The 24,410-nt window shown below is 62.7% G+C and carries 23 protein-coding genes; 7 read left to right on the top strand and 16 right to left on the bottom strand.

The window, feature by feature from the left end:
• Positions 1-15: 15 nt before the first annotated feature.
• From F4Z81_07680 to F4Z81_07620, 13 genes are all read right to left on the bottom strand, one after another.
• On the bottom strand, positions 16-894 hold the full coding sequence (locus F4Z81_07680; GenBank protein ID MXW04934.1) for a hypothetical protein: 879 nt from the start codon (positions 892-894) through the stop codon (positions 16-18).
• Between the two features lie 2 nt (positions 895-896).
• Complete coding sequence (locus tag F4Z81_07675; protein ID MXW04933.1) at positions 897-1,577, bottom strand: hypothetical protein; 681 nt, start codon at positions 1,575-1,577, stop codon at positions 897-899.
• Between the two features lie 5 nt (positions 1,578-1,582).
• Complete coding sequence (locus tag F4Z81_07670) at positions 1,583-2,560, bottom strand: hypothetical protein (protein ID MXW04932.1); 978 nt, start codon at positions 2,558-2,560, stop codon at positions 1,583-1,585.
• A complete protein-coding gene (locus F4Z81_07665) occupies positions 2,560-3,699 on the bottom strand; it encodes a hypothetical protein (protein ID MXW04931.1) in 1,140 nt (379 codons plus the stop codon). The genes F4Z81_07670 and F4Z81_07665 overlap by 1 nt, the downstream gene beginning before the upstream one ends.
• Positions 3,699-5,501, bottom strand: a complete 1,803-nt coding sequence (locus F4Z81_07660; GenBank protein MXW04930.1) for a methylaspartate mutase — start codon at positions 5,499-5,501, stop codon at positions 3,699-3,701. Before F4Z81_07660 ends, F4Z81_07665 begins: the two co-directional genes overlap by 1 nt.
• A 4-nt stretch (positions 5,502-5,505) precedes the next feature.
• Complete coding sequence (locus tag F4Z81_07655) at positions 5,506-5,799, bottom strand: hypothetical protein (GenBank protein ID MXW04929.1); 294 nt, start codon at positions 5,797-5,799, stop codon at positions 5,506-5,508.
• A gap of 17 nt (positions 5,800-5,816) precedes the next feature.
• Positions 5,817-6,668, bottom strand: coding sequence for a phytanoyl-CoA dioxygenase family protein (locus tag F4Z81_07650; protein ID MXW04928.1), 852 nt, complete (start codon positions 6,666-6,668; stop codon positions 5,817-5,819).
• Positions 6,669-6,832: 164 nt separating this feature from the next.
• Positions 6,833-8,443, bottom strand: a complete 1,611-nt coding sequence (locus F4Z81_07645; protein MXW04927.1) for a sulfatase-like hydrolase/transferase — start codon at positions 8,441-8,443, stop codon at positions 6,833-6,835.
• A gap of 101 nt (positions 8,444-8,544) precedes the next feature.
• Complete coding sequence (locus F4Z81_07640) at positions 8,545-9,648, bottom strand: carboxylate-amine ligase (protein MXW04926.1); 1,104 nt, start codon at positions 9,646-9,648, stop codon at positions 8,545-8,547.
• A gap of 130 nt (positions 9,649-9,778) precedes the next feature.
• Positions 9,779-10,210 carry a hypothetical protein gene (locus F4Z81_07635; GenBank protein ID MXW04925.1) on the bottom strand — a complete coding sequence of 144 codons (432 nt, stop codon included), beginning with the start codon at positions 10,208-10,210 and terminating at the stop codon, positions 9,779-9,781.
• A 66-nt stretch (positions 10,211-10,276) separates the two neighbouring features.
• On the bottom strand, positions 10,277-10,672 hold the full coding sequence (locus tag F4Z81_07630; GenBank protein MXW04924.1) for a VOC family protein: 396 nt from the start codon (positions 10,670-10,672) through the stop codon (positions 10,277-10,279).
• A gap of 46 nt (positions 10,673-10,718) precedes the next feature.
• Positions 10,719-12,509 (bottom strand): Gfo/Idh/MocA family oxidoreductase, encoded by a 1,791-nt coding sequence (locus F4Z81_07625; GenBank protein ID MXW04923.1) that lies wholly within the window; start codon positions 12,507-12,509, stop codon positions 10,719-10,721.
• A gap of 58 nt (positions 12,510-12,567) precedes the next feature.
• Positions 12,568-14,466, bottom strand: coding sequence for a CRTAC1 family protein (locus tag F4Z81_07620; GenBank protein ID MXW04922.1), 1,899 nt, complete (start codon positions 14,464-14,466; stop codon positions 12,568-12,570).
• A gap of 97 nt (positions 14,467-14,563) precedes the next feature.
• On the opposite strand from F4Z81_07620, the gene F4Z81_07615 reads away from it, so the two are divergent.
• Positions 14,564-15,361 carry a transporter substrate-binding domain-containing protein gene (locus tag F4Z81_07615; protein ID MXW04921.1) on the top strand — a complete coding sequence of 266 codons (798 nt, stop codon included), beginning with the start codon at positions 14,564-14,566 and terminating at the stop codon, positions 15,359-15,361.
• A 256-nt stretch (positions 15,362-15,617) separates the two neighbouring features.
• A complete protein-coding gene (locus tag F4Z81_07610) occupies positions 15,618-17,246 on the top strand; it encodes a CTP synthase (GenBank protein MXW04920.1) in 1,629 nt (542 codons plus the stop codon).
• A 69-nt stretch (positions 17,247-17,315) separates the two neighbouring features.
• On the opposite strand, the gene rpsT is transcribed toward F4Z81_07610, so the two are convergent.
• Positions 17,316-17,561 (bottom strand): 30S ribosomal protein S20, encoded by a 246-nt coding sequence (rpsT, locus tag F4Z81_07605; GenBank protein ID MXW04919.1) that lies wholly within the window; start codon positions 17,559-17,561, stop codon positions 17,316-17,318.
• Between the two features lie 203 nt (positions 17,562-17,764).
• On the opposite strand from rpsT, the gene uvrC reads away from it, so the two are divergent.
• From uvrC to F4Z81_07590, 3 genes are all read left to right on the top strand, one after another.
• Positions 17,765-19,600: an excinuclease ABC subunit UvrC gene (uvrC, locus tag F4Z81_07600; protein MXW04918.1), complete on the top strand. Its 1,836-nt coding sequence runs from the start codon at positions 17,765-17,767 to the stop codon at positions 19,598-19,600.
• Between the two features lie 266 nt (positions 19,601-19,866).
• Positions 19,867-20,220, top strand: a complete 354-nt coding sequence (locus F4Z81_07595) for a carboxymuconolactone decarboxylase family protein (GenBank protein ID MXW04917.1) — start codon at positions 19,867-19,869, stop codon at positions 20,218-20,220.
• Between the two features lie 150 nt (positions 20,221-20,370).
• Positions 20,371-21,063: a TlpA family protein disulfide reductase gene (locus F4Z81_07590; GenBank protein ID MXW04916.1), complete on the top strand. Its 693-nt coding sequence runs from the start codon at positions 20,371-20,373 to the stop codon at positions 21,061-21,063.
• A gap of 63 nt (positions 21,064-21,126) precedes the next feature.
• Here the strand turns inward: F4Z81_07590 and F4Z81_07585 are convergent, their stop codons facing one another.
• Positions 21,127-22,227, bottom strand: a complete 1,101-nt coding sequence (locus tag F4Z81_07585) for a mandelate racemase/muconate lactonizing enzyme family protein (GenBank protein MXW04915.1) — start codon at positions 22,225-22,227, stop codon at positions 21,127-21,129.
• A 200-nt stretch (positions 22,228-22,427) separates the two neighbouring features.
• Between F4Z81_07585 and F4Z81_07580 the strand changes: the two genes are divergently transcribed.
• Both F4Z81_07580 and F4Z81_07575 read left to right on the top strand, forming a co-directional pair.
• Positions 22,428-23,132: an SDR family oxidoreductase gene (locus F4Z81_07580; GenBank protein MXW04914.1), complete on the top strand. Its 705-nt coding sequence runs from the start codon at positions 22,428-22,430 to the stop codon at positions 23,130-23,132.
• Positions 23,133-23,141: 9 nt separating this feature from the next.
• Entirely contained in the window at positions 23,142-23,882 is a 741-nt protein-coding gene (locus tag F4Z81_07575; GenBank protein MXW04913.1) for a phytanoyl-CoA dioxygenase family protein, read from the top strand.
• 18 nt (positions 23,883-23,900) lie between these two features.
• Here the strand turns inward: F4Z81_07575 and F4Z81_07570 are convergent, their stop codons facing one another.
• Positions 23,901-24,323 (bottom strand): phosphoribosyl-AMP cyclohydrolase, encoded by a 423-nt coding sequence (locus tag F4Z81_07570; GenBank protein ID MXW04912.1) that lies wholly within the window; start codon positions 24,321-24,323, stop codon positions 23,901-23,903.
• Between the last annotated feature and the right edge of the window lie 87 nt (positions 24,324-24,410).

The following is a 24,410-nucleotide window of genomic DNA, read 5'->3' as shown; positions in this document are numbered from 1 at the left end:
CCTCTACGTCCGGCGTCATACCCGGCCCCCCTGGCCTGTCCGGTCCGCCCGGCCAGACCGGCCGAGGAAGTAGGCCAGGTTGCCCAGCAGGACCAGCAGGACGATCAGCACGTGGGTCACGACCTGGGGACCCATGCGCATGGTGGCCTCCATCGTGGCGTTCCGGTAGGCCGGATACCGGTCCACCAGGGCGGACTCGTACTCGGAAGCCCCTTTGAGGCCACCCATCAAGCCGACCAGCTGCTGGGGATAGTAGGGATAGAGTTCCGGTGCCACCACGGCCGTACCGCCGCCCATGACGGGAATTCCCGCGATGTCGCCCGCGAACTGGATCCACTCCTTCAGTCCCGGGTCCCCCGCGGTCAGGCTCAGGATGATGACGTAATCCACCATCTCGTCCACGTCCGCGGTTATGGGAAGATCGTCGAGCGGCGTGCCCTCTGCGTCGGCGTTGACCAGCGTCCTGAAGTTGACCACCATGGTGTTGATCGCGCCGCCCAGACCGGCCTTGTACCCCAGGTTCACGTAATCCCGCCCGTATGCCTTGTCCGGGAACTCCACGGGCAGCATGTTGTCCGTGATCTTCTTGATCTGTCCCACCCCTTCGGGAAACAGGGTGAAGAAGGACACCTCGTGGCCGCGGGTCATCGTATGCCGTACGAGGGCCTTCGCCATGGGGTCCAGCTCGGGCGCGGTGTCCGGGCCGTAATCGAAGGAAAGGAACACCCGCGACCCGGACGGTAGCCGTTCCACGGTGTCGAAGATCGACTGTACGATAGGCGTGGGGCTGTCCTGGAAGCGGGGTTTCAGGAGCAGGGGGATGCAGACCGCCGCCCCGATGAGCACGAAGATGATCCGGCGATCGATCTGAAGGATGGAATCGGGAATCCGCATGCTTATTCTCCCCGGCCCAGGTAGTTGCGTTCGATCCCCAGGATGATGCGTAGAGATGTCGCGATGACCCCCAGGGCGATGCCGATCATGATGGCCCGCTGACCGGCGGTATTGGGCCAGGCCATGATCCAGTTGGCCAGGTTCGGCAGTTCGAGGAAGGCCAGGCTTTCCGGCATCCAGGCCGTCATCCACGCTCCTACGGGGGTCCTGCCCAGCAGGATGACCATGGCGGCCGACAGGAGGATGGTAGCCTCCTTCGTGCGCGCCCTGAAGGCGCGGTACGAAGCCGAGGCGACGAAGAAGGCCAGCAGGGAGAACATGGTGGCCGACAGCGGGTTGTAGACCCCGTCGAACATGAAACGCAGCCAGGAACCCGAGGCCAGGATCTCCCCGCCCATCCCGCCGGGGTTGCCCACCTTGAACAGGCCGATTACCAGGGTGACGAGGAAGGCCACCAGGGTGACCACGCTGTAGGGCCAGTCCGCGGCGCGGCTGGAAACGCGTTTCAGGTGTATCTTGAGCAGGCTCCCTCCGCCGAGGATGAACGCGAAGACGGTAATGATGGCGAAGTAGTCCGAGAAACTCTCGTAGAGCGTATTGAAGGGGCCCCGCGTCACGAAGTATCCCGTAATCAGGACCACGCCGATGATGAAGGTGATGATAAGGGGTATTCTACGGCGCATGGGATCTACCTGAATAGCCAGAGCACGATTTCGGAGACTTCGCGGACGGTTTCACTTCCGGTAATGGATTCCAGGGTGGCCAGCGCACTGCCGGCCAGGATGAATATGATGGCGATGCCCTTGCCGGCGTCCTGTCCCTTCAGGCTGCCCAGCATGCGTGGTTCCTTGGACAGGTACGCGCTCGCGGCGAACAATTCCTCTCCGATCAGCGTATAGTCGCAGGCCGCCACGAAGAAGGGCAATTGGGGAGGTCTTGCCGTTCCCGCGATCTGTATGGCCCCGATGGAGTTGCCCGTTTCCGCCAGGATAAGGGATTCGGCGTAGAACCCGCCCAGGTAGAAACAGGCGGCCGGCTTTTCCCGCACGATGATGCCGTCGACGGCCGCCGCGTATGCGAACTGCGCATCCGAGACGTAGTGGATGTCGTCCTCCTGGTAGGCGTCGGGACGGCCCGCGGAAAGGTAGGACTGCTGCACGGTTTCCCGGGCCACGCTCATGACGAGGGACTTGCGTACGGGCACGTGCAGCCTGGAATCGTAGCCCGCGATGATGGTGGCGAGATGGCCCAGCAGGTTCATGGACGCGATGGTCTGCACCTCGTCCATGTCGTTCAGGCCGGGGACGTATAGGATGGGCTTGCCCATCTCCGTCGCCCGTCCCACGGCTTCCTCCACCGTCTCCAGGCCGGCGATCTTGCGTATGAATAGCGGCCGGCCCGCGGAGGCCAGCACGACGTAAAGCAGGATAGCGCCCGTCAGGATGATCCCCAGGACCAGGGCCTGGGTCCGGTCCGCGTTGAACCAGCCGGATTCGGTGCCGGCCTGGGCCAGAACGGGATCCGCCTGCAGCAAGGAGAAGACCGCTGCGGACGCGAAGACCGCACGCAGCAAGGTGGAGATCGCCGCGAACGCGCAGACCGCACGCATCAGCCCACTCGAATGGGGTACACCACACAGTATGCGGGTGGTTGGGAAGCGGTGCATCAGGTCTCCACGATCTCCACGTTCGCCCGGGGTACCGTCACGAGCGCTCCGTTCGTCCTGCGCGCTTCCAGCACCCGGGCGAAGGCGCCCGTGGGAAGCCGCACGGGTTGTTCGGGCAGCGACGCCACGGTGGCGAGTTCCCCGAACCAGGGTTCTCGGATCAGCCGTACCAGCGAACCGGCTTCCAGGCCGCGGCCGGCCGGGGCCGCCCGATCCGAGGAGGCCTGATCAGCAGACGCCTCGTCGCCGTCGGATTTAATGATGATCTCGGGACGGATCACACCGGCCCGGATCTGCGTGGCGCCGCTCAGGGAAGCTTCGCGGTCCTGCATGGAACGGAGCAGTTCGAAGGTGCGTTCGGCCATGGGCAGCCGTCCGAAGCCTTCGGTGACGATCATGGTCAGTCCGATGTCTTCCCCGCCAGTCACCGCGACACCGATCTGGTATCCAAGGAGGTCGCCGATATCGTGGTACCGCATGCCGCCCACGACCACGCCGGACGCGCCGACCTCTATCAACTTACGCAACGCGTCAAGGGTGATCATGGATCCGCAGCAGACGATCCGGCCCCGCAGGCGGTCATCGATCATCTCACCGTTGACCTCGTCTTCCGGCGATTGGACGATCTGGTGTATGGGCGCGTGCGTTTCGCCCCCCACGCCGAAGATCCCCTGAATGCAGGCGCCGGCCGTTTCCACCACGACGCCCTCCCCCGGCAGCGTTTCGGTGACCGTGCCGTCGAGGTAGGCGTTGATCCGCACCGGCGTCGACGGTTCCCGGATGAGCACCTGTCCGGTCACTTCCGAGACCATTTCGATGGTGCCGCTCTCGGGACAACGAACGCTGGACTTGAACAGACCGAATATGCCCTTCGATTCGGCGATCAACTCGCCTCTCGCCACCGGTTCGTCCCGATGCTTGAGCATGCAGCCCGGCACTTCCTCCGGTGCGATGGCCAGTGCATTGGCGACGTTGACGTTGTGCACCGGGCCGGGTAGAAAAGTTTCGGCGACCACCGTGTCGGGCCGTACCCGGTCGCCGACATCTACCAGCACCTGTCCGCTCAGGGGCAGGCGGCGCGTCCTGGCGACGACGGTCCGCGGCGATACGCGCAGGCCGGATGTATAGGCGTGGGCCATCAGCCGGACTCCGGAAAAAGGTCGAGTGCGCGGTAATCCCTCTGCAGCGTTTCTATCCGTTCTGCCGCGTCCTCCGGCGGTTGAAGCGGCCTGCCGCGGGTGTCGATGATCACGCCCAGGGGGCCGTTCCGCACGGTACGGGCGACGGTCACGCCCCGTCCGGAACCGGCGTCGAACCCGCGGGACGGCGAGACCTCCAGGGCGACCTCCTCCGCCTCCCCGGCCGGAATCGCGGCCAGTTCGCCCACGGCCGCCTCGTGCGTCCATTCCGCGTCGTCCGTCCTCGCCTTTACGGTCGCGCACGGGGCGCCGGGCGATCCGGTACCCACGGGTGCGACGCACGGACCGAGATGGACGAGGCAATCCCGGTCGAAGACCTCCAGCGCCGCGGTTTCATGTACGGTCGACAGCACGCCCAGGTGGGGCACCATGAAGATGCTGTCCACCGCCAGGTTCGTGATGCCCTCCGGCTGGAAGGCGTCCACCATCATCAGCGCGGCCTGCGCCCGGCTCGGCGCGTGGGAGAGCACGCCCCCGCTGCCGATGACCAGGTCCAGGTTCATCAGGTCGACCAGGGTCCGGCCGCCCGTCTGCTGGTCGAAGGTGTCCGATATCGTTCTAAGCTGTTGCACGCCCTTCAACTCGACGGCGAAGTTCCTGTGCTGCTCGAAGGCCAGCCGCAGGGCCTCGCGGGCCACGGCCTGCTCGATGATCAGCTCCTCCATGGTCTGGGGAATGCTGGTGGGCCGGATCATCTTGTTGCCCATGCGGTCCTTCAGGTCGGCGTCGGTCAATTCAAAGGGCAGCCACCGCGCGATGTTCTCCAGTCCTGCCTCCGTCAACACGTTGGAAATGCTGTAGCTCATGCCGAGATTGGCGCTGACGGTCCGGTTGAACGCGCCGCCGAAGACCGAAAACACGTCGGTAGTCGCACCGCCGATATCAACGCCCAGCACGTCGATTCCGTTTCGTTCCGCGACGACCCGCACCATCCGTCCCACGGCGCCGGGCGTAGGCATGATCGGCACGTGGGTCCACGCCATCAGGTCGCCGTAGCCGGGCGCCTGGGCCATCACGTGTTCCATGAACAGGGTGTGGATCTGTTCCCGGGCGGGGCCCAGGTTCTCCGCTTCGAGCACGGGCCGCAGGTTGTCCACCTGGCTGAGTTCCGTCCGTTCGGTCAGGATCCGGGCAATGTCCTCGAGGGCGTCGGCGTTCCCGGCATAGATCACCGGCAGGTCGTAGCCGCTGCCCAATCGGGGTCTCGGGTCCGCCGCGGCGATCAACTCGGCCATCTCGACCACGTGGGACTTCGTGCCACCGTCCACACCGCCGGACAGCAGGATCATGTCAGGACGGAGCTGGCGTATGCGTTCGATGCGCTCGTGGGGCAGACGCCCATCGTTGGACGCCAGGGTTTCCATGACGATGGCGCCCGCGCCCAGGGCCGCCCGTTCGGCACTTTCGGCGGTCATGCTCAAGACCACGCCGGCCACCATCATCTGAAGCCCGCCGCCGGCACTGCTCGTCGAGACGTAGATGTCCACCCCTCGGCCGCCCTCGGCGGGCGACACGATCCGTTCTCCGTCGAGGATCTCGCGGCCGGACTGCTCCTCCACCTCGCGCACCGCGTTGAGGACGCCCCGCGTGACGTCCTCGAAGGGCGCTTCCACGGTTGTCGGCGCCTCGCCGCGGACGACGAGACGGTACGCGCCGTCCCGCCGCTCGATCAGGATGGCCTTGGTGGTCGTGCTGCCGCAGTCCGTGGCCAGGATGACGTTGATTTCTGTTGGAAGGGCCATGGAGTCAGTTTGCCGTGTCATCCGCCTCGGAGGCGTGATGCTCTATGCGCTGGATCAGGAACTCCACGTTCTCCCGGCGCTCGATGGCCTCGGCGATCCGGTCGTAGTCCGATGCGTCCACCACCATGTGTATGAAGGGACTCAGGAAAGCCATGAACTGGCCGCCCAGAAACGAGAGGGGTTTCATGGATTCCAGGAAGAGGACCGCGGGCGCGGTGAGCTCGCGTGCGGCTATGGCTTCGGCGATTCGGTCGAGCAGGGCCTGCTGCTCCGCCAGGGTCTCTGATGAATCAGGCAATGTACCGATAACCTTGCTCAGTTTACCACGAACTCCCGGCCCGCATGTTCAGCGATCCATTCGCGCAGCGGGATATCTTCCGGAAGAGGCGAGGTATAGCCATGGCCGCCCGAGGGTCCGGCGCCCAGGAGTTGCCGGCGGATGGGGTCGCTTCGGTCCATGTAGTGGTCCACCGTCATGTTGTCCCGGGGACGCAGCCAGCGGTAACTGTAGCCGTAGAACAACACTTTGCGGGTGAGATCGGAGTAGTTGATCCCGGAAGCGTGCCAGAGACGGCGATCGAAAAACACCGCGTCGCCGGCCGCGGCCCGAATCGGTACGGCGCCTTCCGGATCCAGTTCTGCGTTTTCGGGAAAGTCGATCGCCTCGTTTTGATGGCTGCCCGGAATGGCGTGGAAATTGCCCCGGTCGGTCGCCGTACAGTCGCTCAGGAAGAAGGCCACTTTCAGCGACACCCGCGGACGGGGCGTGGTCTCCAGGTCGATATTGAGCCTGCCGCTGTCCTGGTGCCAGCCCAGGCGCCGTTTTTTAGGCTTCTGATCCGCCGGCGACGGTGGCGAAACGATTAAATGGGAATGGTACAACTGGATGTGCCAGCCGAGAATACCCCAGACCTTGGGGAAGGTCTTCGGCCAGTCAAGCAGTTCCAGCAGCAGGTCGTCCTGGCCGATGATGTCGAAGTGGTTCTTGATACTGTAGGGGCTGCCCCCCATGTTCGGACGGCGTTCGGCATCGATGCGGTCCGCGATCCTCCCCAGTGCTTCGACCATGTCGCCCGGCAGGACGCTCTCCACGATGAAAAAACCCTGTTCATCGAATCGTCGCCGCTCTTCGTCCGTCAAACGGTAGGCAAGACAGGAAGGGTCCATGGCGGGGCTCCGGGTTCGAAACACCTGAACTTCGCGTAACGTGCTTGTATTTTCTTAATGATTCACCACCTGATGGTCAACCTCTTTGAAGACGGGGCCTGCCGCGCCCGGGTGACGGCCGGACGTGCCGCCGCGCCGGGTCCCGGTTCGCCACCGCGCACTATTCATGCTTCCCGAACCAGGAACTTCGCCCGGATCTCGGGACTTTCTTTGTACCCGATCCGAATTGCCCGGGCCCGCACCCGGTACTCGCCGGCCTCGAGCCGGAGCGGTTCGGTATACAATAGCCAATGGGGGTTGTCCCCGGCCTCGAGCGCGTAGGCGATGGATGCGCCCTGCGTTGCGCAATGCAGTTGCAGCAGCATGGGTCCATCATAGGTGCCGCCCTCCGGAGCGGGTTCGATCCCGGGACTTTCGGCGCATATGGGCACGCAGACCACGGGGGCGGTCTCGGGCTGGCGGCCTTCCGGATACCAGGTCCGGACCATCTCGCTTTCGGGGATGCGGCCCATGTCCCCCACTTCTTCGATCCATGCATCGAGCGCTTCGCGCATCCGCTCCAGGTCGCCGCGGATCCGGGGATTACCGGCCAGGTTGTGAACTTCATGAGGATCGGCCACCGTGTCGTAAAACTCCTCGACGGGCCGGGGGTACCGGAACAGGGCCGACTGCGCCTCGTCGAGGCCGCCCTCCACGCGAAGCCGCCAGATCTCCTGCATGATCGGATGACGGTTGCGGTAAGGAATCCAGGAAAGATACGGCAGATCGGGCCGGTAGTTCCGGATGTACTTGTATCGGCCGTCGCGCACGGCCCTGACCATGTCGTAGGACACGTCGTGGCGGTCCCTGCTGGCGTAGACATAGTCCCGTGACGGCCGGGCCTGCTCCCCGAGAAAAGCGCGGCCCTGGATATGGTGCGGGATTTCTACGCCGGCCAGGGACAGCATCGTGGGACCCAGGTCGATCGTGCTGACCAGGTCTTCGCATACCCGCCCGCCTTTCAGGTCCGGTCCCCGCGCGATGAGCGGCACATGTATGCCCGCGTCATAGGGCCAGCGCTTGCCCCGGGGCAGGGGACCATGATCGCTCCAGTTGAAGACGTAGGTATGGTCGGCGAGTCCGTCTGCTTCCAGCTGCTCCAGTAGCGTGCCAAATTCCCGGTCGTTGTGGGCGATATGGGTGTACATGCGGGCCAGGGTCTCCCTGACCTTCGGCGTGTCGGGCAGGTGGGGCGGCGGCTCGATGGCTTCGGGATCGAACTCGGGCGACGGGCACTTCTCCGGCCACATCCCGCTTTCATGGCTGCGCATGAGGTTGAAGACGGCGAAGAAAGGCTGGTCCGGATCGGGCCGGTTGCGCCAATGGGCCGCGTCGCCCTGGTCGTCCCAGGCCGTCAGCGGCGGCTCGAACTGGTAGTCGGTCTTGAAGTTGTTCGTGCAGTAGTAGCCTGCCGCCCGCAGGTACTCGGTGAAACACTTGACGTAGTGGGGCGGAACCGCGGAATATGGCGTGGGCAACTCGGGTACAGCGGGATCGGCGTGAGTGGTCCGCATGTGGTGCGTACCGACGGAAATCGCGTACATTCCTGTGATGATGGCCGAACGGGCCGGAGCACATACCCCCGACGTGGAAAAACAGCGCGTCCACCGGCACCCCTCAGCCGCGAACCGGTCCACGTTCGGCGTGCGGGCTACCGGGTCTCCGTAGCAACCGTAGTAAGGGCCGGTGTCCTCGAAGGAAATCCACAGGAGGTTGGGTCTGGAACGGGAAGGCATGGGGCGCACTCGTCTCACTGTATACAGCAGGACTGAAGAAACCAATTAGATTCAAGCTTCAGTGATTTACGAACAGAGCGGGCGTTCGACCTACGTCCCGATCACAATCCCGTCACCGTCTCCTCGGCCAGTTGGTCGACGACCGCCTTCAGGTCACCGGTTTCATCATAGGTTCTGAGTTGCCGGTCCGCGCTGCTCCCCCGCTCGAGCATGACCCGGATGTACTCGATCTCCTCCCGGACGCCGAGTGGATCCACGACGTCGTCCACGATATCCAGCAGTTCTTCGATGAGGAATCGCAGGGGCACTTCCTCTTCCTTGCCGAAGTCGACCAGGCTCCCGTCCAGCCCGTCCTTGATGGCGCGCCACTTGTTCTCGGCCACCAGGTCGCGCCGGTAGTACCGCCATGACTGGTTCTCTCGCCGAAGCCGGATCAACTTGGCCGCCACCGCCCTGACCAGGGCCACGATGGCCACCACTTCGTCGATTTTGGTGATGCAGTCGCAGATGCGGAGTTCCAGTGTAGGAAAACGGGGATGGGGCCGCACGTCCCACCAGATTTTCGTGGGCTCGTCCATGCAGCCGGTCTTGATCATCGTCTGGATGAAATGGTCGTACTCGACGGCCGAGTCGAACCGATCGGGTATGCCGGTCCGGGGCAGCTCGGAGAACACGATGCTCCGGTAGGATTTGAGCCCCGTGTTGTCTCCCATCCAGAAGGGGGACGAAGACGACAGGGCCAGGATGTGGGGTAGGAAATAGCCGATCTGGTTCATGGTGTCGATGCGCAGTTCCCGATCGGGAATGCCGACGTGGATGTGCATGCCGAAGATGAGCAGGCGGCGGGCGACGTATTGCAGGTCGGCGACCAGGCTGCGATACCGGTCTTTCTCGGTGATTTCCTGCTCCTGCCAGCGGGAAAAGGGGTGGGTGCCGGCCGCCACGATCCGGTGGCCGCTCTTTTCCGCGATTTCGGACACCATGCTCCGAAGACGGGCGATCTCCCTTCGGACTTCCTTGATGTCCCTGCAGACCTCGGTACCCATTTCCACCTGGGACTGAAGGAATTCCGGCTTGACCTGGTCGCGAAAGACCCGCTTCCCTTTTTCTAAAAACTCGGAGATGTAGGAAGTCAGTTCCCGCGACTCGGGGTCGATGATCTGATATTCCTCTTCGACGCCGAGGGTCATTTCTTCTAAGGTCATGGTACGTGCCGCTCCAGTTAACCAGGTCCGGTCGATGGACCGTTGTTCATCCTGCCGCCGGTGATCCTGTTGACTGATACGGGTTGACTACTACGTGCTCGGTTATTACGAATCTGCTTGTTGCGCGTTGTTAAGCGCGCGACTTCCGCGATCCGAACCAGACACCCACCGCCCCGACAAGCGGGTTGAGCCAGTTGAACCATGCCGGATGAACAGCACCCGCGGTCGCCTCCATCAGCGACACATCGTCGGGACGCGGTCCTGCCGCCATCTCCACCGGCGTCAGAGCCCTCACCACCCCGAACACGATCACGAGGCCGATCAAAATCGTGGCAGCCCTGGCATCGTGCCCTATCCGGACGCAAACCAGGCCGGCGATGTACGCCCCTACGAACCCCAGCACGAGCGAACCGAGCGCCCAGCCGACAGGTACTTCCCACGAACCCGGCTGGAAAGCGCCCGTGGGTCCCACGGCCACCCACAGCAGCGAGAAGAGTACGAAGAGTACGGCGGCCATGACAACGTAGCCGACGATGGCCGCGAGGATGTTCCTGAGCATCATGTTCCTCCCTGAAAACGAGCGCCATGCCCGTGGACCACATGATGGACGACGAGGTCTAGGCGATCGTCACGCCTGGTCCTTCTCCGCCATAATCTGAATCAAGTTGCCGCACGTATCGTCGAAGGCGGCGATAACAACGGTGCCGGCATCCGTTGGCGGCTGTACGAACCGCACGCCCTTTGCCTCGAGACGCTCGTGTTCGGCTGCGACGTCGTCGACCGAGAAGGCAGTCCAGGGAATGCCGTCCTCCACAAGGGCCTTCTTGAACGGTCGCATAGGGGGATAGGCGTCAGGTTCGAGCACCAGCTCCGTTCCATCCGGATCCTCCTTGGATACCAGGGTGATCCAGGAATGTTCTCCCAGGGGTATGTTGTGCTTCAACTGGAAGCCCAGTGTTTCCGTGTAGAAGCGAAGCGCCTTCTGCTGGTCATCTACGGTGACGCTGGTGTGTGTGATTCTCATTGCTCGATGTCCTCCTCTGTTGGGTATGAAGCGTGAGCCCGAGAAACTAAGCGGTATTTAAAACCACGGGCTGTCCCGCGTCAATGGACGCGTGCACGGCGTCGATGACCCGCATGTTGCCCAGGCTGTTCTCCGGTGGAATCCGGTGCGGCCGGCCGGATTCGAGACATTCGCCAAGGTGTCGCAGTTGATTGGTGAATTGAAAGACCGGGGTGAACCGGATGGTCCTTTCTTCCCCGTCGTTTTTTCTGATTTCCAGCACGACCGGGTGATCTTCGTTGTTCCAGGCCATGTCCATCCGCATGTAGCCGTCCGTACCGAACACCTCGAACTCCTGGGAACTATGGAACCGGAAGGAAAAGGCGCACTGCGCGCTGATCTCGCCGGGGAATTCGAGTTGCGCCAGGACGGACTCGGGCACCCGTGACCGCTGGCCGTAGTGGCCGCGCGCATGGACCTGTTCCGGTTCGCTTCCCGTGATGAACCGGGCGTGGTGTATGCAGTAGCAGCCCAGGTCGTAGGTGGCGCCGCCGCGCTTGTTCCTGTTGAACCGCCAGTTGTAGTCCGGTCTCAGATTATCTGGATCTACCGCCGCGGTAAAGGTACTGCGGATCAACTTGACCTTGCCGATCTCGCCGGCGTCGATGAGCTCCTTCGCCCTGATATGGCACGGGTGGTGGCGGAACTTGAAGGCCTCGGCGAGCAGGACGCCGTGATCCCGCGCGGATTCGATCATGGCTTCGCATTCGGCCGCCGTCGAACTGATGGGTTTTTCACAGAGAATCGCCTTGACCCGGCCGGTCCGCGCGGATTGGATACTGAGATCCGCGTGGGAATCGCCCCAGGTACAGATGGAGAGGATGTCGATTTCCTCGTCCTGCAACATGCGCTCCAGATCCGTGTAGCGTCGGGAGACCCCGAAGGTCTCGCCGAACCTGTCCAGCGCGTCCTGGGAGACGTCGCAAATCGCGGCGAGTTCCGCTTCGGGCACCTCCCGGGCCGCCCTGCCGTGACAGTGCGCGATGCCGCCCACGCCGACGATGCCTACGTTGAGGGCCATGGTGAACTCCCTTTCGGTCAGATCGAACGTTTCAAGTCCAGAACCTTCGCCGCCGGTCCCACCAGGAACAGCGCGTACAACGGTGCGTTCACGATTTCGTAGAGCCGCAGTACCATTTCCGCCAGCGCCACCAGAAAAGCCACCCCGATTCGGCCGTTGCGAGATGAGACGGACGTGGCGGGATCCGTGACCATGAAGAAGGCCATGAGCTGGTACATGGGGCCGGTAATGGGCGCGACCTCGGACAGGAACGGGGTTCCGGTCAACAAGGACCGCGCGAACGCGAGCACGACGAAGGAGGCGGCGTACGTGAAGGTAACGTGAAAACGCTTCGCCCGCCAGAGGATGACCGAACCCAGCACCCAGATCACGGCCATGGCCCAGAGGTCGTTGCCCCACTGCTCGCTCAGGGCGGCCACGGTCCCGGGCGCCGCGAAGAGCACCACGCAGATGCCCAGGTTGGATGGGTTCCACAGGTGCCGGCCTCTGAAGCGGAGGACGTATTTCGACAGGATGGAAAGCAGGCTGGCGATGGCGTAGGGCCACAGGGCAAGCGACCTCAGCAGAATCCCGCAACTGATACCGGTGATGTACGCGCTGGCGGGGTTGGGCCACCGGCCCGTCAGCAGGCGTCCAAGGGCCAGTTCCGCCACAAGGGCAACGACGATTGCCGTGAAGAGCTGCGACAGGTCGTGGAGGAATCCCACGTATAGCTGGCCGAAGACCAGGATCAGAGTTATCAGGCCGGAGGACAGGTACCGCGGGTCGATCTGCCATCCCGCCCCCTTCGGCGGTCCCGCGGTGGATCCGGACTCCGCGGCCCTGGTTGCGCCCATCATCCCTCCGGTTCGGTCACGGTGTGCAGCCGATTGATATCGGGACGTTCCAGCGTCTGCACCGTCCCGCCCGGCCAGCGTATCTCGACCCGTTCGATCTCCGTGGCGGCTCCCAGGCCGAAATGCCGCCTCCGCTGGCTCTGGGCGGCGAAACTCGCGCCCGCCGTCACGACCTGGAGCTGTTGCCGGCCGTCCCTGAATACCCGGACCTCCGCGCCGATGGCGCTCGCGTTGCCACGGGTGCCCTTCAATTCGAAGGCAATCCACGCGTTCTCATCGGCGACCTCGTTCCGGTACAGGATCAGGGGACCATCCTGGTTGGCCACCACCACGTCGAGCACGCCCCTGTTGAAGAGGTCCGCGAGGGCGACCCCCCTGCCGTCGTACCGGTCGTTTACGCCGACGGATGCCGCCACATCGTAGAAGCGCCCGGTGCCGTCGTTCAGGTACAGCCTAGACCGCTCGAATCCCGACAGGCTCTGATCGCCCATGGGCGCCCAGTTCCGCACGTCCTGGAAGATGTTGTTGTTGCCCATGGCGACGCGCGACATCTCGTACCAGTAGTCCTCTTCCGGATCGGCTGATACGAAGCCGTTGGTGACGAAGAGGTCCACGGAACCGTCGTTGTTCAGGTCCCCGAACTGCGCGCCCCAGGCCCAGCCCGCGTCTGCGATTTCACCTTCCGCGATGTTGATCATCCGGCCGTTTTCCGCGATCAGGTTGCGGCGGAGATTGTTCCCCTGGAACAGGTAGCCACGCTTCGAAATATTCGTCACGTAGACGTCCGCCCGTCCGTCGTTGTACAGGTCGCCGAAGGCCACGTTCATACCGCTCTTGGAGGTCTCCTCCAGCGTGGTCCCGGCGGGCTGCTCGAAACGCTTTCCTTCGATATTGAGGAGGAGCACCTCGGGACCGTAATCGTTGGCCAGGTACAGATCGGGCCAGCCGTCGCCGTTCAGGTCCGCCGCGCCGACGGACATGGTCCACCGCGTGCAGTCCGCCCCGTACGCTTCCGTCACGTCCTCGAAGCGGCCGTTTCCCCGGTTCAGGAAGAGGTAATTGTGGCCGCCGTTGTTCGCGTATTCGAAACTCTCCTGCATGATTCGCGTCGTCGTAACCTGCCACAGGTCATGGACTTCCGAGAAATACCCGCCCACGTAAAGATCGATCAGGCCGTCCCGGTCGACGTCCGTCCACACGGCGCTGTTGGCGTTCATCCACCGGTCGAGCCCGGCCTGCCCGGTCGCGTCCTCGAAGGTACCGTCGCCCCGGTTCCGGTACAGGCGCTGCCGGCCCCACATGTAGATGAAGACGTCCTCGAATCCGTCGTTGTCGTAATCCCCCCACACCGAGCCCATGGAAACGCCGCCGTCCCCGTTCAAATCGGCCAGACCGGCTTCCCGGGCAACCTCCACGAAGCTTCCGTCGCCCAGGTTCCGGTACAGGGCATTCGGCGTACCCTTCCGGCTGCTGGTCACGTACAGGTCCTGCCAACCGTCATTGTCGAAATCCGCGACCGAGACGGATGCCCCGAGGGCCGAGATATGGGGCATGATCGGGTCGAGTTTCGGATCGAGTTGCGGCTTCGCATGGACGAAATCTATGCCGGCCGCCGCCGTCGCGTCGGTCAGCAGGAACCCGTATCGACCCGGGTCTGCCGAGTCTGCCTCACGTACGTCTGCCTCGCGGGACAGCCACCGGTCAAAGAAAAAGGGCGAAATGATCAGAAGGATGAACAGCGCGGTCGACGATGTCCGTATCGTACTGGAGGAGGCTGGTGACATGGCCTGAAAGGGCAAGATTTCCAGCGGGTGGACAGACGGGAATGCCACGTGTATTACAATTGGTCCGAGTGCCGTTTCAAGGTAGAAACCCGGCACTGGCCTGTCAAGATGCATTGACACACCGGGCCGGAAGCACTATAAACTCACCGACAGCCCGATCCGCAGATCGATCGAAGTTCCCACGGTGAATCATACTCTACTGGATTGATTTATGAGGACTATCCCTATGCGCGCCATCCCATCGCTTCTTCTGCTAGCCTTACTGAGTGCCCTTTCAGCATACGCCCACGCCCAGACTTCCCTGCTGGACCGGATCCAGGAACGGGGCGAGATCCGGATCGGGACGACCGGCGACTACAAGCCTTTCACCTATCTGAATCCGGAGACCGGTACCTACGAGGGCATGGACATCGACGCGGCGCAGCTGCTCGGTGAAGCCCTCGGCGTCAGCGTCCGGTTCGTGCCGACGACCTGGAGCACGCTTTCGGACGACACCATGGGTGACCGGTTCGACCTGGCCATGAGCGGCATTACGCGGACACTCGATCGGCAGAAGATCCTCGCGCTAACCAACCCGTATGTCACCATCGGAAAGTCGGCGCTCATCAGAAAGTCCGACCGTAACCGTTTCAGGGGACTGCAGGACATGGACCGGCCCTGGGTGCGGATCGGGGTAAACCGAGGCGGCACCAACGAAGCCTTCGTGCGGGCTAACATCCGGCAGGCTGCGATCGTCATGTTCGAGAACAACCTGGACGTCCAGCCGGCCGTGGCGGCCGGTGACGTGGACGTGATGTTCACGGACAACGTGGAGGCGGTGATCTACGCGAGACAGAATCCGGTGCTGTACGCCGTGAGTCCGGGTGAACCGTTGACCCGGGAAGATATAGGATACATGACCGTCCGCGGCGACCAGCCCTTCGTCAACTTCCTGAACCTGTGGCTGTTTCAAATGGAACAGAAGGGAACGCTCGATGCGCTGAGGAGCAAGTGGATCGGGGAGTACTGATATAGGATTACTGACATAATTGTATTGCGAAGTCGCCTTTCCCTCCCTATCTTAGATGCGGCCTCATTCAAATCCCAAATCCTGAAAAAGGAGCGAGTCTTTGGCCGGTGCCCCGGACTATAGCGACGATGTGTTTTTTAATGAAGTCGACCTGGACGCCCACAGCGCCAAGACCGTAGAGTCCGAGGCCATCGAATTCTTCCCTACCGATTACCGCATCGGCCGGACCAAGTACATCTTCGTCACCGGCGGCGTCATGTCCGGCGTGGGAAAGGGCGTCTTCAGCGCCTCCCTCGGACACCTGCTCAAGCATTACGGATTCACGGTCTCCCAGATCAAGATCGACGGCTACCTGAACCAGGACGCCGGCACCATCAACCCCTACCGCCACGGGGAAGTGTTTGTGCTCGAGGACGGCACCGAATGCGACATGGACCTGGGTACCTACGAGCGCTTCCTCGACGATAACCTGAACCGGAACAACTACATCACGTCGGGCCGGGTGTATCGCATCATCCTCGACAAGGAACGGCGGGGCGAATACCTGGGCCGGGACGTGCAGGTCGTCCCCCACGTGACCGGCGAGATCAAGAACCTGATCCGGACAAAGGCCCACGAGGGCCCCTACGACATCCTGGTCGTCGAGATCGGTGGCACGGTCGGAGACATCGAGAACATCCATTTCATCGAAGCCGCCCGCGAGATGCTCTACGACGAGGGACGGGACAACGTCATGTCGGTCCACGTCACGCAGGTGCCCTACAATGCGTCCGCCGGGGAATTGAAGACCAAGCCCACGCAGCACAGCGTAAAGGCGCTGCTGCAACTGGGCATCCAGCCCGATATCGTGGTGTGCCGCTCGGCCATACCCCTGAACAAGAGCGTCCGCCAGAAGATCAGCCTCTTCTGCAACATCGCCGAGGACCGCGTGGTCAGCAGCCCGGATACGGATTCCATCTACCGGGTGCCGGCCCTGCTCGACCGCCAGGAGACGGTGCAGATCGTCGCCGACAAGCTCAACGTCAACCTCCCGCAGCGTACCGACCAGCGTCCCGAGATGTTCGACATCTACCTGAAGTACCTGTCCGGCAGCCACCCTGAAATACGTATCGCCATCACCGGCAAGTACACGGCCCTGCACGATTCCTACGTGAGCATCCTCAACGCCCTGGACCACAGCAAGGTCGCCGTGGGCGCGGAGATCGCCACCGAGTGGATAGACACGACCGATTTCTCGAGTGATCAGCCGCTGGACGAGGGCATGCTGGACGGGATTTCCGGCATCATCGTGCCCGGCGGCTTCGGCGAGCGGGGCGCCGAGGGCAAGATCCGGTTCATACAGTACGCCAGGGAGAACGGGTTGCCGTTCCTGGGCCTGTGCTATGGCTTCCAGCTGGCCGTGGTGGAGTTCGCGCGCAACCAGTGCGGCATGCTGGAAGCCGCCCACGCGGAATTCGACGCGGAGACGGAGACGCCGGTCATCTACCTGTTGCCCGACCAGCGGAAACTGACCGGCATGGGGGCCACGATGCGGCTCGGAGGACATGAAGTGAAAGTGAAGGCCGGCACGGAAGCCCACCGCTGCTACGGATCTGAAGCGGCCGTCGAACGGTTTCGCCACCGGTACGAGTTCAACAACCAGTACAGGGAACTCATCGAGCACAAGGGCATGGTATTCTCCGGCATGACGCCCGACGAGGAGATCATGCAGATCCTGGAAATCCCCACGCACCCCTTCTTCGTAGGAACCCAGTTCCACCCCGAGTTGACCAGCCGTCCTTACAGACCCCACCCCTTGTTCAGAGGCCTGGTCCAGGCCGCATTGACATACGCGGAATCAGCAGAAAACCGGCAGGTGGCCATGGAGGCCGGGCAAGCGGAATAGCTTAGAAGATGGACGTGCGTCCGGTCGGTCAGGGCAGGTACCCGGGAACTGGTTACAGGCTCTGTCGGCTCAGTTGGCCTGTTTCGTCAGCCTGGATTTGATGCGGGCGGCGGTCCGCCGGTGCATCACACCGCGCTTGACAGCTTTATCCAACTTGGAATAGGCCTGGCCGAGGAGTCCGGGCGCCGCTTCGGCGTCCGAATTCTCGCGCAGGCGCTTGATGGCAGTCCGGAGGGCGGACTTGACCGTGGCGTTACGCCGCTGACGCACGCTTTCCTGGCGCAAACGCTTCTTGGATGAAACGAGGGTCGGCAACTTATACTCCCTTAAATACGCTGAATCGTCAATACACCGCACGGCGTCTCGGCCGAAGCGGCCCGTTGTGATGCGGCCTGTCGTCCGGCGCGCAAGTTCCGGTTTGAAACCAGCACCAAATTACCTGGCGAGCCGCCCGAAGTCAAGGTTAAATTGAATCCCGGCGCCAGACCTCTCGAATCCAAATAACGGACACCCTTCCCATGGCTGTCGAACCGACTGAAATCGAAAAGAAGCTCAAGTCCCTCCCCGGCAAACCGGGCGTGTACCTGATGAAAGACGCCCGGTCGCGCATCATCTACGTGGGCAAGACCCGCGCGCTGCGCCAGCGGATCCGCTCGTATTTCCAGAAGACCCGGCTCACGGCGCCCAAGGCCGTCGCCCTGGCCAGCCGGATCCGGGACTTCGACTACGTGGCCACAGAGTCGGAGGTCGACGCGCTGCTCCTGGAAGACCATCTCATCAAGGAGCACAAGCCGAAGTACAACGTGATGCTGCGCGACGACAAGTCCTTTCCCTTCATCATGGTGACCAACGAGGCCTTTCCGCGGGTCGTCGTTACGCGCAACGTCCGGCAGGACGGGGCCCGCTACTTCGGCCCCTACACCAACGTGAAGGCCATGCGAAGGACGATCGACCTGGTCCGGAAGGTCTTCCCGCTGCGCACCTGTCCCAGCGCGAAGGCGTGGCCGTCTATGGACCGGCCCTGCCTCGATTATTACATCGACCGCTGTCCCGGACCGTGCAAGGGGCACATCGGCGAGGAGGGCTACGGCGAAATCATCGAGCAGGTGTGCCAGTTTCTCACCGGCAGGACGAAGGACCTGCTGAAACAGCTGAAGGAACGCATGGCGCGGGCATCGGAGCAACTGCAGTTCGAACTGGCGGGACGCATTCGCGACCAGATCGTCGCCATCGAGAAGACGACGATTCGTCAGCGGGCCTTTTCGAGCAGGGAAGTGGACCGGGACATCATCGGGCTCGCCAGGAACGGAACCGACGTGTGCGGGGCGGTCCTGCAGGTCCGGGAGGGCAAGCTGCTGGGCAAAGAGCACTTCTTCCTTACGGCGCCGGAGGAGTCGACGGAACCGGAAACGCTGGGCGCCTTCCTGACTCAGTACTATCTCGCCGCGCAGCTCTGGCCCGACGAGATCCTGCTGAGCGGGGAACCGGACGGCATGGAGACGTTCCGGGAATGGATGGCCCGGCAGCGTGGATCCAAGGTCGAAATCGCCGTGCCCCGCCGGGGCGACAAGGCCGCCATGGTCCGGCTGGCCGTGCAGAACGCCGAACTGCAGCTGAACACCCACGCGCTGAAACGGGCCGAAGCCAGGGTTCGCCGCAGCATGCCCGCCTCGGTGGGATCCCTGCAGGAAATCCTTGGACTCGAAGTGCCGCCTAGACGCGTCGAGACCTTCGACATCTCCAACATTCAGGGTTCGGACCCGGTGGCCTCCATGGTCTGTTTCGTGGACGGCCGCCCGCGCAAGTCGGACTACCGGAAGTTCAAGGTCAGGGACGTGATCGGCCCCAACGACTTCGCCATGATGCAGGAAGTGGTCGGCCGGCGGTACCGGCGGCTGATCGACGAGAACAAGCCCCTTCCGGACCTCATACTCATCGACGGCGGAAAGGGCCAGCTTTCCAGCGTCCGACAGGTCCTGAACGAGCTGGGCCTGGTTGACCTGCCGGTCATCGGCCTGGCGAAGCGCCTGGAGGAAGTCTTCCGGCCGGGCCAGTCCGAACCGATCCTCGTCCCCCGGTCCTCCCCGGCCCTGAAGATGCTCATGCAGGCCCGGGACGAAGCCCACAGGTTCGCCGTGACCTTTCACCGGCAGCAGCGGGGAAGGCGCATGATCCGTTCGGAACTGGACAACATACCCGGGGTGGGACCGAAGCGGAAACAGCAGTTGATCCTGGCGCTCGGCTCCGTGGAGAACATACGCAAGTGCTCCGAGGAGGAACTGAGGACGGTCCAGGGCGTGGGCAAAGACGCGGCGCGGAAAGTGTACCGGTATTTCCATCCGGAAGTATCCTGAATGGTCCGTGCAGGGCAGTCAGAAGCGGCCGAAGGCGGCGCGGAATCAGATTGCGCGGGGTTCGCCGAATCAGATTGCGCCGGAGGGGGAAGCGACTTAGTATGTCTGTAGCCGTTCCCGGGTTTAAGTTTGAATAATCCCGATGCGGTTTTTGAATACTCCAATGGGTTCGGATGGGCAGGATGACAACCGGATCACAGGCGGATCGCATTGATACAATGACAGATTCCTAAACGTCTTCGCATCGGGTTCCGGAGGTTACATACGTGGGTAAGGTTCTCAGGTCATACGAGTTGCTGGAAGAACGGATGAAAGACATCTACTTCGATTTCTATCGGGAGACCTACCGGGAGGGCACGGCGCTCGACAACAAGACCAAGGAACTGATCGCCATAGCCGCGTCGTTGAGCGCGGGATGCCAGAACTGCCTGGAAGGTCATCTCAAGAAGGCCATGAAGTACGGCGCCGACGGTGCGGAGATCCGGGAAGCCGTGGCCATCGCCGTGGGGGTGGCGGCCGCCACGATCGTGGACCGCAGCGACCTGGCGAATTTCGAAATGAATTTCAACGAACTGCTCAAGAAAGCGGCCGGGGCCGAGAAGGCAGGCAGCAAGACCTGATGTGCCGTGTCCCGGGTCGGATTCGCCGGTCTGGGGGCTCGCCTTATGTAATCTGGAGATACAAGACCATACGGCACGGTCGGAACAAGAAAACGATCGGATGAACGGGAGGAAAGTGTGAGAAGCAAATATGCAACGATTTTGTGCGCAATGTTTACCGCGGCCTTTGTCCTGTCCAACGTACAGGCGCAGACCGCGGACCAGGGTGCGCAGCCCCTGACCGACGACGAGCAGAAGATCGTCGCCTATATCATGAAGCAGGTCTCCGAATCCAAGGCCGGCAAGCCGAACTTCGGACCGGAAACGGCCATGGCCGTGTATAAGGAGCTCGGGATCCAGGTTACCCCGAACATGGTTCCCCGCGTACGGGCGGCCGTCGTGGCCGAATTGAAGGCCATCGAGGCCCGGCTCATGCTGAAGGAAGGCAGTGCCGCGCCCGATTTCAACCTGCCGGTCCTGGGCGGCGGCGAGGCCAGTCTTTCCGCCTTGAAGGGGAAGGTGGTCGTGGTGAACTTCTGGGCCACCTGGTGTCCGCCTTGCCTCGTGGAGATGCCGGTGCTGAACGGACTCTACGAGACTTACCGGGACCAGGGGTTGGAGGTGCTCGGACTCTCCCTCGACGAAGAGGGGCTTCCCATCACGAAACCCTTCGTCGAAAAGCTGAACGTAACCTATCCCATCGTGGAAGCGGACCGGAAGACCTACCAGGCATACGGCAATGTGCTGACCATACCCCACACCTTCGTGATCGATCGCGAAGGCACCGTATCGAAGCGGTTCGTCAACAACCAGACGAAAGACGCATTCGAGGCCGCGATCAAGGCCGCACTGGCGAGGAAGTAGGCGGCCCAGGGTTCATGGGCTGACGGCTGACAGGCCGGCGTCCTGAGGCTGACCCGGGACCGCCTATCGATCCCGATCCCCCCTGTAGGTTTCAATCGCATCCATGTTCAGAGAGACACCCAGACCGGGCCGGTCGGATACACGGATCTGTCCGCCCTCGATCCTCTCCGGCGGTTCGATGAGTTCGTGTCTCCACGGCACCTCTCCCCAGGCGTATTCCAGGATCTGAAACCCGGGATGGGCGGCCATGGCCTGCACGCCGGCCGCGATGGTCAGCGGCCCGAAGGGACCGTGTGGCGCGGTGGGAGTTCCCCGGCCCTCCGCCATGGCGGCGACCTTCTTCAGTTCCCAAAGCCCACCCACGATTGTAACGTCCGGCATGATCACGTCCATGAGACCCTGGTCCAGGACGGGCCAGTATCCCTCCCGGTACATCAGGCTCTCGCCTCCGGCCAGCGGTACGTCGATGTGATCCTTGATAGCCCGGTAGCCCTCGTGATCTTCGTCGGGCACGGGTTCCTCGTACCAGTACAGGTCCAGGTCCCTGAGTGCGTCGAAGACCTCGCATCCTCCCCGGGCGGTGAAGTGGCTGTGGCAGTCGATCAGCAGGGACACGTCCGGACCGATCGCGGCGCGCACCGCTTCCATGCAGACGATGCCCTCCCGGGCGTCCGAAGCCCGGTCGATACCGGCAGGCATCCCGTCGAAGGGCGCGAGTTTTACGGCGTTAAATCCGTCCACGACCGCGGCGGCCGCGTTCCGGGCGAATCCCGCGGGCGTCCGGTCGGTGGTGGCCCGGTTGATGTTGGCGTAGAGGGGGATCTCATCGCGGCAGCGGCCTCCGATGAGGTCGGCCACCGGCACGCCCAGGACCTTCCCCTTGATGTCCCACAGGGCCTGGTCGAGGGCGCTCAGCGCCATCACTTTCGACCGGTCGACGGGCGAAGGAAGGAGTTCGGCCAGTATGCGTTCGATGGCGCCGGGATCGCGTCCGGCCAGCACCGGTTCGATCTGCTGCAGGAAGTCCACGCTACCGGATCGTGCGCCGCCGGGATTCACCTCGCCATAGCCGGTGATCCCTTCGTCGGTGTGCACCGCCAGGAACGTCCAGTCTCCCCGGTGGTTCACGTGGACGGCGTGGGTCTTCAGGGCGGTTATCTTCATGATCTAACGCTACATTCTGTCATTGATTGCGGCAATGCATTTGTTTATATATCGCCTTGGCCGGGTCGTTTGGCAATGCCTAGGTCGGAGCGGTGGCAGATGGAAGCCTGTGGCTCCGGCAGCATATCTATGAAACACGAGAACATATCCGGACAAGGGTCCGGCAGCGGTCAAGGAATCGAATCGACGAAGGGAGTGGCATGAGTGCGCAACGAGTAGCGGTCATTACGGGAGCGGGACGCGGCATGGGTGCCGCCATCGCGAGGAACCTGGCCGGCCAGGGGTGGGCCGTCTCGCTGCTGTCCCCCTCCGGTGCGGCGGAATCGCTCGCCGGGGAATTGGGCGGGATCGGCGTGACAGGGTCCGTCACGGACGAGGCCGACCTGAAGAAACTGGTTGACCTTACCATGGACGCCCACGGCCGCATCGACGGCGTCGTCAACAGCACGGGGCATCCGCCCAAGGGCGATCTCCTGGACATTCCGGACGAAGACTGGCACGAGGGACTGGACATCGTGTTCCTCAATGTGGTCCGCATGGCGCGACTCGTCACGCCGACCATGACGGACCAGGGCGGCGGATCGATCGTAAATATCTCGACTTACGCCGCCTTCGAACCGGAGCATTACTTTCCCGTATCGACCGCCTTCCGGGCGGCCCTTGCGAGTTATACGAAGATTTACGCCGACAACCACGCCGGCGACAACATCCGGATGAACAACATCCTGCCGGGGTTCATAGACAGCCTCCCGGAATCGGAGGCCTTCAAGTCGCGCATTCCCATGGGACGCTACGGCACCGTGGAAGAGATCGCGGAAACGGCCGCTTTCCTGCTGTCGCCCGGCTCCGGTTATATCACCGGCCAGAACTTGCGCGTCGACGGGGGCATCACCCGGTCGGTCTGAGGGGAAATCATGAAGCAGGCCGACCTGGCGTTCTTTCGTCAGAACGGATTCATCAACCTCGGAAAGGTCCTTGCGGACGAAGAGGTAGATCGTTTTCTGAATCTCTTCGACGAGGACCGCCGCAGGTACCCCTATTTCTGGCATCCCTACGGCCACCACCAGGAGGCCAATTACGACGCCCTTATCACCACGCCGGCCTTCGACGGACTGATACGCCATCCCGCCATCTACGGCACCATCGAGGAACTGATGGGCGATCCGCTCTGTTTCGGAGAAATCGGACTGCGGTCCATGGGACCGTACAAGGGGGAGTTCCACCAGCGCTGGCACCGCGACAAGGTCCACTGGCTCGACCATCCCCTCCGCATGGACTACATCCAGCTCATAGTTTATTTCACCGACGTGGCTGAGGATACCCACTGCTTCTCCATCTCGCCCGAAGGGGTCGATCAGCCTGTTTTGAAGGAGAGCAGCGCGCAACTGGAACGGGGCGTCTACGACCTTCACGGACCCGCGGGCACCTGCGCCCTGTTCAACGTATCGGTGCTCCACACGGCCACGACGCGTCCCACGCGGGCCGTGCGGAAGACCGCGCAGATCTACTACGGCCACCGGGACCGGGACCCGCTGGCCAATGATTCGGGGATTCCAGCCACCCTCTGGCGGGACAGCGATGACCCGGAAACTCGGGCCTTCTACGGCGTTCTGAACGAACGCACCAAGCTTTACATGGCGGCTTTTGGTAGGTAGGCGGGCAACTTCCTGCGATCAACTGAATTCCAGATCGCCAGCGTCATTTATCCGCCGATAGTAGCAACCGGTCCGGTACTGGCCATCGCTGTCCTTCGTATGACAGGCTCCACCGCCCTGGGGCGTCACGAGATAGACCACGGAATTCTGCTCGCAGTTCACGCGGATTTCATCGATTCCCAGTGCGTTTCCCGATGTGGCGCCCTTCACCCAAAGCTCGTTCCGCGACGTACTCCAGAATGTGGCGATCCCGGTCTTCAGGGATTCGTCCAGGGCCAGGCGGTTGATGTAGGCCAGGATCAGCACTTCCTTTGTAGTCGAATCCTGAACGACCACCGGCAGGACGTCCTCCTGGATGCCCGCGATCTGCCTGAGTTTCGAGAAATCGAGGGATTCCTTCGAACCCTCTTCCAGGTGGTCGGATACTGATGATGTCGCCATGGTTTCTCCAAGTATCTACAAAGTATCTACATGTGCGGTCGTGAGAGGGCGGCGCAGGGATCGGCAGCCAGATTAAACGCACCAAGG

This window comes from Gemmatimonadota bacterium (genome assembly GCA_009835325.1).
Taxonomy (GTDB): domain Bacteria; phylum JAAXHH01; class JAAXHH01; order JAAXHH01; family JAAXHH01; genus JAAXHH01.
The sequence above is the reverse complement of the archived record's forward strand: the minus strand, read 5'-3'. Positions and strand labels throughout refer to the sequence as shown.

What these genes read in the sequence shown, in the direction of transcription:
- F4Z81_07680 (MXW04934.1), bottom strand. Translation starts at nt 894, where the DNA reads ATGCGGATTCCCGATTCCATCCTTCAGATCGATCGCCGGATCATCTTC.
- F4Z81_07675 (MXW04933.1), bottom strand. Translation starts at nt 1,577, where the DNA reads ATGCGCCGTAGAATACCCCTTATCATCACCTTCATCATCGGCGTGGTC.
- F4Z81_07670 (MXW04932.1), bottom strand. Translation starts at nt 2,560, where the DNA reads ATGCACCGCTTCCCAACCACCCGCATACTGTGTGGTGTACCCCATTCG.
- F4Z81_07665 (MXW04931.1), bottom strand. Translation starts at nt 3,699, where the DNA reads ATGGCCCACGCCTATACATCCGGCCTGCGCGTATCGCCGCGGACCGTC.
- F4Z81_07660 (MXW04930.1), bottom strand. Translation starts at nt 5,501, where the DNA reads ATGGCCCTTCCAACAGAAATCAACGTCATCCTGGCCACGGACTGCGGC.
- F4Z81_07650 (MXW04928.1), bottom strand. Translation starts at nt 6,668, where the DNA reads ATGGACCCTTCCTGTCTTGCCTACCGTTTGACGGACGAAGAGCGGCGA.
- F4Z81_07645 (MXW04927.1), bottom strand. Translation starts at nt 8,443, where the DNA reads ATGCCTTCCCGTTCCAGACCCAACCTCCTGTGGATTTCCTTCGAGGAC.
- F4Z81_07640 (MXW04926.1), bottom strand. Translation starts at nt 9,648, where the DNA reads ATGACCTTAGAAGAAATGACCCTCGGCGTCGAAGAGGAATATCAGATC.
- F4Z81_07635 (MXW04925.1), bottom strand. Translation starts at nt 10,210, where the DNA reads ATGATGCTCAGGAACATCCTCGCGGCCATCGTCGGCTACGTTGTCATG.
- F4Z81_07630 (MXW04924.1), bottom strand. Translation starts at nt 10,672, where the DNA reads ATGAGAATCACACACACCAGCGTCACCGTAGATGACCAGCAGAAGGCG.
- F4Z81_07625 (MXW04923.1), bottom strand. Translation starts at nt 12,509, where the DNA reads ATGGCAGATCGACCCGCGGTACCTGTCCTCCGGCCTGATAACTCTGAT.
- F4Z81_07620 (MXW04922.1), bottom strand. Translation starts at nt 14,466, where the DNA reads ATGCATCTTGACAGGCCAGTGCCGGGTTTCTACCTTGAAACGGCACTC.
- F4Z81_07615 (MXW04921.1), top strand. Translation starts at nt 14,564, where the DNA reads ATGAGGACTATCCCTATGCGCGCCATCCCATCGCTTCTTCTGCTAGCC.
- F4Z81_07610 (MXW04920.1), top strand. Translation starts at nt 15,618, where the DNA reads ATGTCCGGCGTGGGAAAGGGCGTCTTCAGCGCCTCCCTCGGACACCTG.
- uvrC (MXW04918.1), top strand. Translation starts at nt 17,765, where the DNA reads ATGGCTGTCGAACCGACTGAAATCGAAAAGAAGCTCAAGTCCCTCCCC.
- F4Z81_07590 (MXW04916.1), top strand. Translation starts at nt 20,371, where the DNA reads ATGTTTACCGCGGCCTTTGTCCTGTCCAACGTACAGGCGCAGACCGCG.
- F4Z81_07585 (MXW04915.1), bottom strand. Translation starts at nt 22,227, where the DNA reads ATGAAGATAACCGCCCTGAAGACCCACGCCGTCCACGTGAACCACCGG.
- F4Z81_07580 (MXW04914.1), top strand. Translation starts at nt 22,428, where the DNA reads ATGAGTGCGCAACGAGTAGCGGTCATTACGGGAGCGGGACGCGGCATG.
- F4Z81_07575 (MXW04913.1), top strand. Translation starts at nt 23,142, where the DNA reads ATGAAGCAGGCCGACCTGGCGTTCTTTCGTCAGAACGGATTCATCAAC.
- F4Z81_07570 (MXW04912.1), bottom strand. Translation starts at nt 24,323, where the DNA reads ATGGCGACATCATCAGTATCCGACCACCTGGAAGAGGGTTCGAAGGAA.